14 protein-coding genes and 1 pseudogene are annotated in these 13,708 nt (G+C 70.7%); 13 read left to right on the top strand and 2 right to left on the bottom strand.

The features are described 5' to 3' along the window. Positions 1 to 38: 38 nt before the first annotated feature. The 11 genes from OG718_RS48230 (at position 39) to ligD (ending at position 11,005) form a co-directional block, all read left to right on the top strand. The gene (locus OG718_RS48230; RefSeq protein WP_328847175.1) at positions 39 to 1,625 is read left to right on the top strand and encodes an ABC transporter substrate-binding protein; all 1,587 of its coding nucleotides are present in this window, start codon (positions 39 to 41) and stop codon (positions 1,623 to 1,625) included. Positions 1,626 to 1,628: 3 nt separating this feature from the next. Then, a complete protein-coding gene (locus tag OG718_RS48225; RefSeq protein WP_328847174.1) occupies positions 1,629 to 2,558 on the top strand; it encodes an ABC transporter permease in 930 nt (309 codons plus the stop codon). A gap of 3 nt (positions 2,559 to 2,561) precedes the next feature. Beyond that, entirely contained in the window at positions 2,562 to 3,473 is a 912-nt protein-coding gene (locus tag OG718_RS48220; RefSeq protein WP_328847173.1) for an ABC transporter permease, read from the top strand. 3 nt (positions 3,474 to 3,476) lie between these two features. Next, entirely contained in the window at positions 3,477 to 4,337 is an 861-nt protein-coding gene (locus OG718_RS48215) for an ABC transporter ATP-binding protein (protein WP_328847172.1), read from the top strand. Then, a complete protein-coding gene (locus OG718_RS48210) occupies positions 4,334 to 5,305 on the top strand; it encodes an ABC transporter ATP-binding protein (protein ID WP_328847171.1) in 972 nt (323 codons plus the stop codon). The genes OG718_RS48215 and OG718_RS48210 overlap by 4 nt, the downstream gene beginning before the upstream one ends. Next, positions 5,302 to 6,282, top strand: a complete 981-nt coding sequence (locus OG718_RS48205) for an aldo/keto reductase (RefSeq protein ID WP_328847170.1) — start codon at positions 5,302 to 5,304, stop codon at positions 6,280 to 6,282. Before OG718_RS48210 ends, OG718_RS48205 begins: the two co-directional genes overlap by 4 nt. 172 nt (positions 6,283 to 6,454) lie before the next feature. After that, the gene (locus tag OG718_RS48200) at positions 6,455 to 7,252 is read left to right on the top strand and encodes an HpcH/HpaI aldolase family protein (protein WP_328847169.1); all 798 of its coding nucleotides are present in this window, start codon (positions 6,455 to 6,457) and stop codon (positions 7,250 to 7,252) included. Then, entirely contained in the window at positions 7,249 to 8,478 is a 1,230-nt protein-coding gene (locus OG718_RS48195; RefSeq protein ID WP_328847168.1) for a sialidase family protein, read from the top strand. The genes OG718_RS48200 and OG718_RS48195 overlap by 4 nt, the downstream gene beginning before the upstream one ends. Next, complete coding sequence (locus tag OG718_RS48190; RefSeq protein WP_143634050.1) at positions 8,475 to 9,425, top strand: phosphoglycerate dehydrogenase; 951 nt, start codon at positions 8,475 to 8,477, stop codon at positions 9,423 to 9,425. Before OG718_RS48195 ends, OG718_RS48190 begins: the two co-directional genes overlap by 4 nt. 96 nt (positions 9,426 to 9,521) lie before the next feature. Beyond that, positions 9,522 to 9,848: an Nramp family divalent metal transporter gene (locus tag OG718_RS48185; RefSeq protein ID WP_260694920.1), complete on the top strand. Its 327-nt coding sequence runs from the start codon at positions 9,522 to 9,524 to the stop codon at positions 9,846 to 9,848. Positions 9,849 to 9,994: 146 nt separating this feature from the next. Beyond that, positions 9,995 to 11,005 carry a non-homologous end-joining DNA ligase gene (gene ligD / locus OG718_RS48180; RefSeq protein WP_328847167.1) on the top strand — a complete coding sequence of 337 codons (1,011 nt, stop codon included), beginning with the start codon at positions 9,995 to 9,997 and terminating at the stop codon, positions 11,003 to 11,005. 96 nt (positions 11,006 to 11,101) lie between these two features. Here ligD and OG718_RS48175 read toward each other — a convergent pair whose 3' ends face one another. Then, complete coding sequence (locus OG718_RS48175) at positions 11,102 to 11,275, bottom strand: CsbD family protein (protein WP_143634046.1); 174 nt, start codon at positions 11,273 to 11,275, stop codon at positions 11,102 to 11,104. Positions 11,276 to 11,506: 231 nt separating this feature from the next. Here OG718_RS48175 and OG718_RS48170 point away from each other — a divergent pair, with 231 nt between their 5' ends. After that, positions 11,507 to 11,884, top strand: coding sequence for an ANTAR domain-containing protein (locus OG718_RS48170; RefSeq protein WP_143634044.1), 378 nt, complete (start codon positions 11,507 to 11,509; stop codon positions 11,882 to 11,884). Between the two features lie 218 nt (positions 11,885 to 12,102). Here OG718_RS48170 and OG718_RS48165 read toward each other — a convergent pair. Next, positions 12,103 to 12,891 (bottom strand): annotated as a pseudogene (locus OG718_RS48165) (RNA polymerase sigma factor SigF); the annotation flags it as partial. A gap of 414 nt (positions 12,892 to 13,305) precedes the next feature. On the opposite strand from OG718_RS48165, the gene OG718_RS48160 reads away from it, so the two are divergent. Continuing rightward, positions 13,306 to 13,659, top strand: coding sequence for a DUF6479 family protein (locus tag OG718_RS48160; protein WP_328847166.1), 354 nt, complete (start codon positions 13,306 to 13,308; stop codon positions 13,657 to 13,659). Positions 13,660 to 13,708: the final 49 nt, after the last annotated feature.

Genomic DNA, 13,708 nt, shown 5'->3' with positions numbered 1-13,708 from the left:
GAGAGCCGGTCGCCCTCCAGAATCCGAGAAGGTCGACGATGACCCCAACTCCTCACCTTGTTCCCCCGCCCGGACCGCCCAGCCGCCGGACCGTGCTGCGCTGGGGCGCCGTCGGCGGCACGGGCCTCGCGCTCGGTCCGCTGTCCGCCTGTGCCGGCCCGACCGGAGCGCCCGGCCCCGGCACGCTCACCCTCGGACTGAACCGTTCCCTGGTGAGTCTCGACAACAAGCTGAACCAGTTCGACGCCGCGGTGACCGTGCAGCGCGCCGTACGCCAGGCGCTCACGTGGATCGGCCCGGACCTGCAGCCCCGGCTCGTTCTCGCCGACCGGTTCGAGATGACCGCTCCCACGGCGTGGAGCGTGCGACTGCGCGAAGGCGTCCGCTACTCCGACGGCAGCCCCGTCACCGTCGAGGACGTGGACACGGCCCTGCGCATGTACGCGAAGGTCAACGGCTCGTTCCTGCTCGGCCTCTTCCCGGAGATGCCGACCGTCGAGGCCACCGGCGAGCGGACGTTCCTCCTGCGCACTCAGCGCCCCGTGCCGGTGCTCGACCGGCTGATGGCCAACATCCACATCACCCCGGCCAAGGCCAACCGGCCCGAGGAGCTCCAGTCGGGGCTCGGCTCGGGCCCGTACCGCGTCGTCAGCGCGAACGGCGGTGCGGGCGAGTACACGCTGGCCCGCAACACCGAGTACTGGGGCAAGCAGCCGCCCGTCGACAAGGTCCGGGTCCGGTTCGTGCCCGAGGAGTCCAGCCGGGTCATCGCCCTGCGCAGCGGCGAACTGGACGTCGTGGACACCCTCACCCCCGACTCGGCCGAGCAGCTCGCCGGCCTGCCCGGCGTCGCCGTCCAGGAGACCCCCGGCGTCCGGATCTGCCAGCTCTTCTACAACTTCCGCAAACCCAAAGGGCATCCGCTCGCCGACGCGCGCGTGCGCCACGCGCTCACCTACGCGATCGACGGCGAGTCCCTGATACGCGATGTCCTCATCGACTCCGCCGAGGCGGCCGAGGGAGTGGTGCCGCTCGCGCTCCAAGGGGCGGTGCGCACGGGCACGTACGCCTACGACCCGCGCAGGGCCAAGGCGCTCCTCAAGTCGCTGGACGCCGAGGACCTGCGGATCACCATCATGTGGGAGTCGGGCGAGTTCGCGGGTGACACGTCCGTGATGGAGGCCGTCGTCGACATGCTCAAGGATGTCGGCGTACGCGCGTCACTACGGCAGTTCGAGCCCGGCGGCGACATCCTCAAGTGGCGGCAGGGACGCGGCGGCGACTGGGACGTCATCGGCAACGGCTTCCCCGGAACGACCGGCCAGGCCCTCACTTCCCTCCAGGGCATGTACGGGGGAACGGCCGAGAAGGAGCGCACTCGGGACACCTACATGGGTTATGTCGTCCCGCGCATCGAGCAGCAGCTCTCCGACGCCGCGACCGAGACGGACACCGACGAACGCGACAAGAAACTCGCCGCCCTTCAGCACGCGGTCTGGGACACCTGGCCCAGTCTGTGGGCGTTCGCGCCCAAGACGCTGCTCGCGCGCCGCGACCGCGTCCAGGGCCTGGCGCTCCAGCCGGTCAACTCCTATGACCTGACCGCCGTACGGCTGGAGGGCTGAGCCGTGCCGACGTATCTCGCCCGCCGCGTCGGGCAGAGCCTGCTGACCGTGTTCCTCACGCTCACCAGCGTCTTCCTGCTGGTGCGGCTCGCGCCCGGCGATCCCGCCTCCGCCTACGCCGCGCCCAGCGCGACCACCGCCGATCTCGCCCGCATCCGCGAGCAGTTCGGCCTCGACAAGCCACTGTTCGTCCAGTACGGGTACTTCGTCCGTGATCTGTTCACCGGGGACCTCGGTACGAGTTACTCCTTCCACTCCCCCGCGCTCGACGTGGTCCTGGACCGGATGCCGTACACGATCACGCTCGCCGTCTCCGCCATCGCCGTCACGACGCTGGTCGCCGTGCCGCTCGGTGTGTGGATGGCCCGCCGCGCCGACACCCGCAGGGAGTTGGGCGCGAACGTGCTGACCATCGCCGGTCAGTCGATGCCGGACTTCTGGACCGGAGTGATGCTGCTGACCGTCTTCGCGGTGCTGGTGCCGGTGCTGCCCGCGTCCGGGTTCACCTCGTGGAGCGGTCTGGTACTGCCGACGGTGACCGTGGCCGTTCTCCAACTCGCCCTGATCTCACGGCTGGTGCGCCGCGAGATGTCCACCGCCCTGGCGTCCTCGTACATCACCGTCGCCCGCTCCCGGGGCGTCTCCGAGACCGCGCTGACCTGGCGCTACGCGCTCGCGAACTCCTCGGTGCCCCTGGTCACCGCGCTCGGTACGCGCTTCGCGGCGCTGCTGAACGGCGTGGTGGTGGTCGAGGTCGTCTTCGGCTGGCCGGGGGTCGGCTCCCTCGTCGTACGCGCCCTGGAGACCCGCGACTATCCGCTCATCCAGGCCACCGTGCTGGTCACCGCGACCCTCGCGATCCTCGTCCAACTCCTTGTCGACCTGGTCTATCCGCTGCTCGATCCGCGGGTACGCCTCGGAAAGGCGGCCTGAGCCATGAGTACCGCCGTGGACACGAGGCGGCCAAGTGCCGTCACCGCCCGCGACCTCGCCCGGGCCACCGCGACCCGGCAGCGGCGCGGCGCCCGTTTCAAGCTGTGGGCCGGAGGCGTGTGCACCGCGCTCGTCGTCCTGCCCGTCGCCCTCGCCGGACTGCTGCCACTGCCCGGGGCGAACGCCCAGGACCTGTCGCGGCGGAGGCTGCCGCCGCTGAGCGAGGGCCATCTGTTCGGGACCGACCAGCTGGGCCGCGATCTGCTGTCAAGAGTCCTGCACGGCGGCCAGGTCTCCCTGACCGTCGGAGTGCTCGCCGTGCTGGTCTCCGGTCTGATCGGCATCGTGGCCGGCTCGGCGGCCGGGTTCTTCGGCGGCTGGGTCGACGCGCTGGTCTCCCGCTTCCTGGAGGCCCAACTCGCCCTGCCGCTGCTGATGATGCTGCTTCTCGTGGTCGCCCTGTTCGGGCCGTCCGTCACCGTCATCACCTGTGTGATCGCGGTCGCGCAGTGGCCGGAGGTGGCCCGGCTGAACCGCTCACTCGTCCTCGTCGAGCGCGAGAAACCGTACGTCGCCGCCGCGCGCGTCCTCGGACTGCGCTCGTGGTCGGTCCTCGTACGGCATGTGATCCCGAACGTCGTCCGCCCGGCGAGCCTCGTCGTCCTGCTGCTGCTCGCGCAGGCGGTGCTGTTGGAGAGCGCGCTGAGCTTCCTGGGCGCGGGCCCGCAGCGGCCGTTCGCGACCTGGGGCCGGATCATCTCGGACGGCCAGGACTACATCACCACCTCGTGGTGGCTGGTGACTCTGCCGGGACTTGTCATCGTGGTGCTGGTCGTCGGGGTCAACCTGCTCGGGGACGGGCTGCGCGACCGTACACGCACCGGGTCGCGTGCCCGTCTGCGGAAGGGAGCCTGAGCCATGGCCGAGGACACACCGCTGCTCGACGTGGCGGACCTTCAGGTCGAACTCATCACCGGGCAGGGTGTGGTGCGCGCGGTCGACGGGGTGACGTTCACCGTCCGCCGGGGCGAGACCGTCACCCTGATCGGTGAGTCGGGGTCGGGGAAGTCGACCACGGCGATGGGCGTGCTGCGGCTGCTGCCCGAGGGCCTCGCCGTGCTGTCGGGGAGCGTCCGCATCGCCGGGCGGGACGTCGTGGCCGATCCGGACGCCGCGCGTGCGGTGCGCGGACGCACCGTGTCGCTGATCCCGCAGGATCCGATGACGGCCCTGAGTCCCGTGCACACGATCGGCCGTCAACTGGGTGACGCGCTGCGGCTGCGGCACCCGGGCCTGACCCGAACCGAAGCCCGGGACAAGGGAGTCGAGCTGCTCGGGCGGGTGCGCATCTCCGAGCCGGAGACCCGTTGGAAGGCGTATCCCCACCAGTTCTCCGGCGGCATGCTGCAACGCATCCTCATCGCGACCGCGCTCGCCGCGGAGCCGGAGCTGCTGGTGGCGGACGAGCCCACGTCCGCGCTCGACGCCACCGTGCAGGCGAGCGTCCTCGATCTGCTGATGGAGCTTCAGGAGCACACCGGTATCGGGATGTTGATGATCACGCACGATCTCGGGGTTGCGCGGCTCGTCTCCGACCGTATCCATGTGATGAAGGACGGGCGGTTCGTCGAGTCGGGCTCCGCCGAGGAGATCGTCGAGCGGCCGGCCGAGCCGTACACCCGTGAGCTGCTCGCCGCCGTGCCGCGTCTCGGCACATGGGACGAGGACGGCGACGGCGACGGGCGGATCGAACCCCTGGTGCAGGGAGCAGCGTCATGACCGACAACACCGCCGTGACCGACGGGACCGCCGCCGACAACGCCTCGGCAGCCGTGCCGCTGCTCGCCGTCGAGGACCTCGTCGTCGAGTACGCCACCGCGCGGGGGCCGTTCAAGGCTGTCGACCGGGTCGACTTCCAGGTGCCGCGCGGGGGTTCGCTCGCCGTGGTGGGCGAGTCCGGCTGCGGCAAGTCGACACTCGCCCGTGCCCTCGTCCGGTTGCTCAAGCCGGTGAGCGGCAGGATCGTCCTGGACGGCACCGACATCGCGGCCCTGCCCGAGCGGCGGCTGCGTCCGCTGCGGCGGCGGGTGCAGATGGTCTTCCAGGATCCGTACGGCTCGCTGGATCCCCATCTCACGGCTCAGCAGATCGTCGCCGAGCCGCTGCGGGTGGCCGGTGTCTCCGACCGCGCCGAACGTGCCCGTCGTGCGGCCGAGTTGATCGACCGGGTCGGCCTGCCGTCCTCGGCCCTCGACCGGCGGCCGCCCGAGTTCTCCGGCGGTCAGCGGCAGCGCATCGGCATCGCGCGGGCCCTCGCGTCCCGGCCCGACCTCCTCGTCTGCGACGAGGCGACATCCGCCCTCGATGTCTCCGTACAGGCCCAAGTACTGGATCTGCTCAGGGAGTTGCAGGAGGACACCGGCATCGCCTATCTCGTCATCGCCCACAACCTCGGTGTCGTCCGGGAGATCAGCACCGACGTGGTGGTGATGCGCGCGGGCCGGGTCGTCGAGAGCGGACCGACGGCTGCCGTGCTCGCCTCGCCCGCCAATCCCTACACCCGCGCGCTGCGCCGGGCCTCCCTGGACCCGACCACGATCCGGGGTGTGAAGCCCCGGGCCGTTCTGTCTGCCACGCCCGACTCGTCTTCCCCGGCTCCTGTGACTTCCGAGGCTTCTGTGCCCTCTGCGTCTCCGGCTTCCCCCGTACCTCCCGCTTCCCCCACACCGGAAGGAAATCGCTCGTGACCACCGGCATCACCCTGCCGAACATCCCCGTCCCGCTCTCCCGGCTCGTCCTCGGCACCATGACGTTCGGCGACACCGTGGACGCCGCCGGAGCGGCGGACATGCTCGATGCCGCGCTCGACGCAGGGATCACCGGTGTCGACACGGCCAACGGCTACGCGGGCGGCGAGAGCGAGCGCATCCTCGCCGGGCTGCTGCCGGGCCGGCGCGACCGGATCGTCCTGGCGACCAAGGCCGGGATCCCGCACCCCGACCAGGGCGGGCAGGCCCCGCTCTCCGCCGCCGGTCTGCGGGCCGCCCTGGAGGGCAGCCTCAAGCGGCTCGGCACCGACTCGGTCGACCTCTTCTACCTCCACCAGCCCGACCGCGCGACTCCGCTCGCCGAAACCCTCGCCACCGTCGCCGAGTTCGCCGCCGAGGGCAAGATCCGCGCCCTCGGCGTCTCCAACTACGCGGCCTGGCAGATCGCCGAACTCGTCCGCACCGCCGAGGAGGTGGGCGCGCCCCGTCCGGTCGTCGCCCAGCAGCTGCACAACCTGCTCGCGCGCCGCATAGAGGAGGAGTACGTCGAGTACGCCGCCGTCAGCGGCCTGCGCACGATGGTCTACAACCCGCTCGGCGGGGGCCTGCTCACCGGCAGGCACCGCTTCGAACAGGCCCCGGATTCGGGCCGGTTCGGCGATTCCAAGGTCGCGGCGATGTACCGGGAGCGCTACTGGGACGAGCGCCTCTTCTCCGCGGTCGACCGGCTCGCCGCCGTCGCGGACGGCGCGGGCATGCCGCTCACCGACCTCGCCCTGCGCTGGCTCCTGGACCACGACTCCACCGACGCGTTGCTGCTCGGCGGGTCGAGGACCTCGCATCTGCTCGCCAACATCACCGCGGCGGCGGCCGGTCCGCTACCCGCGGACGTTACGGCGGCCTGTGACGAGGTCGGGGCGGGGTTGCGTGGGCCCATGCCCGCGTACAACCGGTGACCGCCGCCCAGTGCTCGCCGACAGGCAGCACTCCGGGTGCGGGTCGTCCGTGGCTGGTCGCACAGTTCCCCGCCCCTGGCGGGGCACCTGACGGGCTGCCCCCTCCCCAACCGCAAGGCCGCCTGTTGGCCGTCCGAAACGCTTGAACTGTATGAATCCCGAAGGAGCCCTCATGTCCACCGCCTCCCCCGGTACCCCGGCCGCGTTCGCGGCCGCCTTGCGCGCCCGTGAACCGCTCGTCGGCTACTGGTCCGTCCTCGACTCGCCGGTGTCGACCGAGCGCATCGCCCGTCTCGGCTACGACTACGTGGCGCTGGACGCCCAGCACGGGCTGCTGGAGTACGCGGGTGTGCTCGCCTCGCTGACCGCGATCGACACCAAGGGGTCGACCGCCGTCGGCCTGGTCCGGGTCGAGGCCAACGACCCGATGCCGATCGGCAAGGCGCTGGACGCGGGCGCGGCCGGTGTCATCGTCCCGCTCGTCGACAACGCCAGGGACGCCGCCGACGCGGTGGCCGCCGTACGCTATCCGCCGCTCGGCAAGCGGTCGTACGGGCCCATGCGCTCGGGCCTGCGCATCGGCCCCAACCCCGCCGACGCTCACGCGCAGACCGTGGTCCTCGCGATGATCGAGACCGCCCAGGGCCTGGCCAACGTGGACGAGATCTGCGCCACCGACGGCCTCGACGGGGTCTACATCGGCCCCTCCGACCTGCGTGTCGCGCTCGGCGGGGCCACCTCGACCGACCCCGCGGTCGCGGACGAGTTCGAGGCGGCTCTGGTCAGGGTGCGGGAGGCCGCCGCGGCCACCGGGATCGCCGTCGGCATCCACAACGCGGACGGCGCGAGCGCCGCCAAGCGGCTCGCCGAGGGCTTCACGTACGTCACCGTCGCCTGTGATCTCGTCCATCTGGAGCAGGCCGCGGGTCAGCACCTCACCGCCGCGCGTACCGCGGGGCTGGTCCGATGACGTCACAGCCGACACTCGCCGACGGCGTCGTACACCCGCATCCCACCGAACCCGGCCGCGCCGAGGCGCAGTTGTCGGCACCGGCCGTGCAGAACCACGCCGCGAATCTCACCGTGCTGCCCGACGGCGGGCTGGGCTGTGTCTGGTTCGCGGGCACCCAGGAGGGCGTCGCGGACATCTCGGTGTGGTTCTCGCGCCTCGCTCCCGATGGTGACACCTGGTCGACACCGGTACAGCTGTCCCACGACGACACCCGGTCCGAGCAGAATCCGGTGCTGTCCATCGACCCGTCCGGCGACTGGTGGCTGCTCCACACGGCACAGCGGGCCGGACACCAGGACACCGCCGAGGTACGCCTGCGCGTCAGCCACGACGAGGGTGTGACGTGGGGCCCCTCCCGGACGCTCTTCGACGGCGGGGTCTTCGTCCGGCAGCCGGTGACCGTGCTGCCCTCGGGCCGTCGGCTGCTCCCCGTCTTCCGCTGCGTCGCCGCGCCGGGCGAGACATGGTCGGGCGACCGGGACACCAGCTCGGTGATGGTCAGCGACGACACCGGGGAGAACTGGCGCGAGGTTCCGGTGCCGGGCTCGACCGGACTCGTACACATGAACATCCGCCCGCTGCCGGACGGTTCGCTTCTCGCCCTGTTCCGCAGCCGCCGTGCGGACGCCGTGCACCGGAGCGTGTCGTACGACGACGGGGAGAGCTGGACCGAGCCGCGTCCGCTGGACGTGCCGAACAACAACTCCTCGATCCAGTACGTGCCGTTGGCCGACGGCCGGCTCGCCCTCGTGCACAACCACAGCAGTGCCGCGGACGCCGTCGCGCGCCGCGTCTCCCTGTACGACGAGATAGGCGAGGAGGGCCTGAGGGAGGCCGGGGCCGAGGAGACCGGGGACGGGGCGGCCGGGGACGGGGCGGCCGGGGAGCATGCCCCCTCCGCCGCTGCGACGGGAGCCGCGTTCTGGGGTGCCCCCCGTGCCCCACTCACCCTCTCCGTCTCCCCGGACGGCGGGCTGACCTGGCCCGTGCGCCGTGACCTGGAGACCGGTGACGGCCACTGCCTGACCAACAACTCCCGCGACGGTCTCAACCGCGAGCTCTCCTACCCGTCCGTCGTCCAGTCCCCGGACGGCTCGCTGCACATCGCGTTCACCAGGCACCGCCGTACGATCAAGTACGTCTGTCTGAGCCCCACTTGGGTGGGCCGGGAGCTCCCCGTATGACCACGACGCTCATCACCACGCCCACCTTCTCCCGTCACTCGCCCGAGCCCTGGCGGATCCTGGAACGGGCGGGCGCGGGCCCGGTGCGACCGTACGAGGACACCGCCCTGCCGGGCGGCGAGTTGCGTGAGCGGATCGGAGGGGTCGACGCGCTGGTGGTCGGCATGGACGCCGTCACCGCCGATGTCATCGACTCGGCCGACCGGCTCAAGGTCATCGCGAAGCACGGCGTCGGCGTCGACACCATCGACGTGGCCGCCGCGCGGGCCCGTGGCATCCCCGTGGTGTGCGCGCCCGGCAGCAACTCCCGTGCGGTCGCCGAGTTCACCTTCGGACTCATCCTGGACACCACCCGCCGCATCACCGCGTCGCACCAGCGGGTGGCGGACGGGGAGTGGCCCAAGCTGTTCGGGCCCGAACTCGCCGGAAAGACCCTGGCCGTGGTGGGCTTCGGCCGCATCGGACGCCTGCTCACCAGCTACGCCCTCGCCTTCGGCATGACCGTCCTCGCACACGATCCGTACGTCGACGACGCGGAGATCCGCGCGCTCGACGCCTCGCCGGCCCCGCTGGACGACTGTCTGGCCCGTGCCGACGTCGTCAGCCTGCATCTGCCCGCGACCTCCGGCGCGGGCCCGCTCCTGGACCGCCGTCGGCTCGCCGCCATGAAGCCGGGCGCGTTGCTGGTGAACGCCGCCCGGGGCGGGCTCGTCGACGAGGAGGCACTCGCGGCGCTCCTCGTCGAAGGCCACCTGGGCGGGGCGGCGCTCGACGCCTTCGCGCACGAGCCGCTCGGCGACAGCCCGCTGCGCACCGCCCCGAACGTCCTGCTCACCTCGCACATGGCGGCGTGCAGCCACGAGGCAAACCGCACGATGGGCGCGATGATCGCCGAAGACGTCGTACGGGTCCTCGCGGGCCGGGCTCCGCTGCGCCCCGCCCACTGAACCGCCCGCCCCCCTGAAGCCCCGCAGATCCCTTCCCCTCCCCGTCTCCGTCCCCGAGTCCGGGCAACGACGCCGGACACCTCGAAGGACCCCGCCATGCCTGAAACGACTGCCCGGACGGCATCCGCCGCCGTCCCGACAGAGTCCGACCCGTATGCCCTGCGCGCCGAGGACGTCCGCGAGGCGCCGACGACCTTCACCGGGCGCCTGCGTCATCTCGGCCCCGGTTTCGTCCTGTCGGCCGCAGTGGTCGGCTCGGGCGAGCTCATCGTGACCACCTCGCTCGGCGCGCGTGCCGGGTTCGTCCTGCTGTGGCTGGTCGTCATCAGCACGGCGGTGAAGGTGTGGGTGCAGATGGAGCTGGCCCGCTGGACGATCCTCAACGGCCGTACCGCGTTCGGCATCAGCCTCGCGGGATCCTGAGCCGGCCGGATCCGTACAGGGCAGTGGGGGCTCGGGGGGACCGCCGGAGTTCCCGATGGCCGCCTCTGACCAGGGGACGGAGAATGGGTTGGTCGGCGCGCGGCGGCCGCGTCCTGCGGCAGGTCGCGGGAGAGAGGTGAGCGGCGATGACCGACCTCCTGGGCTCGTTGCCCGACCATCACAGACGGCTGCTCCGCGACGCGCCTCCCGGTGTGGAACTGGCCTCCCGGCCGATGCTCGCCACGCTGAGCGACCGGCGCGAATTCCCCGGTGAGTGGCTCTTCGAACGGAAGCTGGACGGTGTCCGGGTCCTGGCGGTGCGGGAGAACGGGCGGACTCTCCTCCTCTCCCGCTCCGGCAATCGACTCAACGACACCTATCCGGAGATCGTCGAGGCGCTCGCCGCGCAGTCGTGCACGGACTTCACCGTCGACGGCGAGATCGTCGCGTTCTCCCGCGGCCGCACCGACTTCTCCCGCCTCCAGCAGCGCATGGGGCTCACCCGGCGCCGGGACATCGAGGCGAGCGGGGTCGCCGTGACGTACTACGTGTTCGATGTGCTCCGTCTGGGGGGCGCGGACCTGACACGGCTGCCGTTGCGCACGCGCAAGTCCCTGCTGCGACGGACCCTGACGTACCGTGCGCCGCTGCGCATGTCGACGCATCGCAACGAGGGCGGGGCCGAGTTGCTGGCCGACGCGTGCGCCCGGGGCTGGGAGGGGCTGATCGCGAAACGGGCGAACAGCCTTTACCAGCCCCGCCGTTCACCGGACTGGCTCAAGCTGAAGTGTTCCCGTGCGCAGGAGTTCGTGGTCGGCGGTTTCACCGAAGGGGGCGGTAGCCGGGCCGGGTTCGGCGCACTGTTGCTCGGTCACTACGACGAGGACCGGCTGCGGTACGCGGGCAAGGTGGGCACAGGCTTCGACCGCCGTACGCTCCTCGGGCTGCGCGAGGTTCTCGACGAACTCCGCGTCCCCGCATCGCCGTTCAGCGACCGGGTGCGTGAGGCGGGCGCCCACTGGGTGGAGCCGAGGCTGGTCGCGCAGATCGCGTTCACGGAGTGGACCCGGGACGGGATGCTGCGGCATCCACGGTTCCTGGGGCTGCGCGACGACAAGAGGGCACGGGACATCGTGCGCGAGCGGCCTTCCGCCTGAGCGACCGGGGGTGACGGGCGCGGGACGCCCCCGCCGGGCACGGAGCCGGAACCCAGTGCGACCGTCCGGGGGCGTACCAACGCGTGGGGGCGCGGCCTAGCGGTCGGACTTCTTGACGCGCTCGGAGGCCTTCGCGGCGAGTTCCTGGGCCCTGCCCGTCATCTGCTCGCCCCGGCCCTCGTTCTCCATGGACATGTCGCCCATGGCCTTGCCGGTGGTCTCCTTCATCTTGCCCTTCATCTGCTTGGCCTTGCCCTTTGACTTACCCATGGTTTTCCGTCCTTCGATGAGGGTTGGACTGGCGTAACCACCCTGCGCCCGACACTCACCCTTCGCAATCCGTGAGCATTCCGCCACCATGTGTACTCAGGTGAGTGCTGGGTAGGCGTCGCGCTGGCATGCGCCCGGTCGAGTGGTGACCATGGAGCTGGAACCACGTGGCCACACGGACGAACGACGACGCAGAGCCCGTGTACGTAGTCCGACCTCGGAGGGGAACGAATGACCTCGGATGCCGGTTCGACGGCGGAGGAGCCGGGTGGCGGCCTTCCGGACCAGGCCGCGCCCGATGAGGAAGCGCCCCGGATCGCCGAACTGCAGGAGGAGATCGGCCAGTTGAAGGAGGCCGTGACCTCTCACGCCGTCGTGGACCAGGCGATCGGCATGATGGTGGCACTCGGGCGAGTGACACCCGACGACGGCTGGGCCGTGCTGCGGGAAGTGTCCCAGCACACCAACATCAAACTGCGGAATGTCGCGGAGATGATCCTGGCCTGGGGACAGAAAGGCGATCTTCCGCCGGATGTCCGGGCCACACTGGAAGACACTCTCGACCGCTATGGGCCCGCAGCACTGCCGGAGAATTCTCCGCCACCGTGATGAGGGGGTTCTTATTCGGTGAGTGTTTTGTTCAGGGCGTGTTTTGTTCAGCGCGCACTGGTTAGTTCGAACAGTGGCAGTTCACTGGCAAACCGCTCCCGGGAGGGTTCGGCAGTGAGCTCGCCACTCAGCCGCCCGGCCCGGGAAGACCCGTGACGGGCGGTTGAGTCACGGACAGCGCCTTCACCCGCCGCCACGACCTCCTCAGCTGCCACTGCGGCTTCCGAGAGGGCCTCCTCGCGCACCTTGGCGCAGCAACCGTTGAGCAGCCGGGAGACGTGCATCTGCGAGATGCCGAGCTGCTCCGCGATGCGGCTCTGAGTCATGCCCCGGAAGAAGCGCAGGTAGAGGATGGTTCGCTCGCGTTCGGGGAGCGCCGCCAGACACGGCTTCACGGCCTCCCGGTCGACGACGAGGTCGAACCCGGAGTCGGGTTCCCCCAGGGCGTCCCCGAGCGCATAGCCGTCGTCACTGCCGGGCAGCTCGGCGTCCAGGGAGAGAGCGGTGAAGCTGTCGAGGGCCTCGAATCCGGCACGTACGTCGTCCTCACTCATGCGCGTGTACGCGGCGATCTCGGCGATGGTGGGATTACGGCCCGGTGTCGTCTGTGACAGCTCCTTCACCGCGGCACGGACCCTGTTGCGCAGGTCCTGGACCCGCCGCGGCACATGGAGGACCCACATGTGGTCGCGGAAGTGGCGCTTGATCTCGCCGGTGATGGTCGGGATCGCATAGCTCTCGAAGGCGTTGCCCCGCTCGGGGTCGTAGCGGTCGACAGCCTTCACCAGGCCGAGAGCCGCCACCTGACCGAGATCCTCGACGGACTCGCCGCGCCCCCGGTATCGCAGGGCGATGCGGTTCGCCATGGGCAGCCAGGCCTGGACCAGCTCGTCACGCAGGGCTTGTCGCTCGGGCCCGTCCGGCAGGGCGGCGAGCCGTTCGAAGGCCGCGGTCGAGTCGGGGGCGTCGTCGTGCGGGTGTTGCTTCGTTCTGACGGTGATTCGCATGGTGCGTCGCATCTCCCTCAGAGGGTGCTGACGGGACAGTCACCATGGGAGTGAACGCGCACACGGACCGCTCTGGACACACCCGCGATCTGGCGGAGCCAGCTCCCACGGACGTGCCTCCTGTCCGAAGCACTGTTAGACCAACTTCCCGTATGAAGACATTTCAAACAAATCGCCTGAATATCTAAATCTGTCATGACACTCAATGAGCACCCGGTCGCGCAACGTGACGAATCCAATCAGCGGGGTACGAATTCCGCCGCGTGTGCCTACGGAGTCGCCAGGAAATACGCTCCGGAGAATTTCCCGTGCAGATATCGAAGGCCGATTCCGGGAGGCATGTGGCACCGGACGTCCCGGGCCTCGGGTGGACGCGGCTCTGTTTCGGTCGGCGGTGCCGGGTACTCGCCGGGGATGGACAACGACACGACACAACTGGCCCTCTCCGGTGCGGTGGTGGGCGGGGTGGTGCCGTTCCTGGTGGGCATCGTCATCGTCGGCGCCCTGATCTGGGCCGTGTGGTGGGGCCGCCGGATCCGTTCCCAGGAGCCCGGCCCGCCCCGCCCCGATGAACAGCCCCGGCTGCCCGACTCGGGTCCCGTCGGCGAGGTTCGCGAACGGCGCGAGCCCGCCGAGATGCCCCGCGGCAACCATCGACTGACCTCACACCGGCTCCGCGGCCACGGAAACAGTTCGACCCGCCGCGCGGCGAACCAGAAGCCCCCGACCTGGAACGAGAACGGCGGCGGAGGCCCCGGCCGAACCTGAAGCGGTCGACGCGCAACGCACACCGGCCCTCGCCCGGGCCCCGCAGCGG

It is taken from the genome of Streptomyces sp. NBC_00258 (assembly GCF_036182465.1).
Lineage (GTDB): Bacteria > Actinomycetota > Actinomycetes > Streptomycetales > Streptomycetaceae > Streptomyces.
The sequence above is the reverse complement of the archived record's forward strand: the minus strand, read 5'-3'. Positions and strand labels throughout refer to the sequence as shown.

Coding starts and splice junctions, on each gene's coding strand:
- OG718_RS48230 (WP_328847175.1), top strand. CDS start 39: ATGACCCCAACTCCTCACCTTGTTCCCCCGCCCGGACCGCCCAGCCGC.
- OG718_RS48220 (WP_328847173.1), top strand. CDS start 2,562: ATGAGTACCGCCGTGGACACGAGGCGGCCAAGTGCCGTCACCGCCCGC.
- OG718_RS48215 (WP_328847172.1), top strand. CDS start 3,477: ATGGCCGAGGACACACCGCTGCTCGACGTGGCGGACCTTCAGGTCGAA.
- OG718_RS48210 (WP_328847171.1), top strand. CDS start 4,334: ATGACCGACAACACCGCCGTGACCGACGGGACCGCCGCCGACAACGCC.
- OG718_RS48200 (WP_328847169.1), top strand. CDS start 6,455: ATGTCCACCGCCTCCCCCGGTACCCCGGCCGCGTTCGCGGCCGCCTTG.
- OG718_RS48195 (WP_328847168.1), top strand. CDS start 7,249: ATGACGTCACAGCCGACACTCGCCGACGGCGTCGTACACCCGCATCCC.
- OG718_RS48190 (WP_143634050.1), top strand. CDS start 8,475: ATGACCACGACGCTCATCACCACGCCCACCTTCTCCCGTCACTCGCCC.
- OG718_RS48185 (WP_260694920.1), top strand. CDS start 9,522: ATGCCTGAAACGACTGCCCGGACGGCATCCGCCGCCGTCCCGACAGAG.
- ligD (WP_328847167.1), top strand. CDS start 9,995: ATGACCGACCTCCTGGGCTCGTTGCCCGACCATCACAGACGGCTGCTC.
- OG718_RS48175 (WP_143634046.1), bottom strand. CDS start 11,275: ATGGGTAAGTCAAAGGGCAAGGCCAAGCAGATGAAGGGCAAGATGAAG.
- OG718_RS48170 (WP_143634044.1), top strand. CDS start 11,507: ATGACCTCGGATGCCGGTTCGACGGCGGAGGAGCCGGGTGGCGGCCTT.
- OG718_RS48160 (WP_328847166.1), top strand. CDS start 13,306: ATGGACAACGACACGACACAACTGGCCCTCTCCGGTGCGGTGGTGGGC.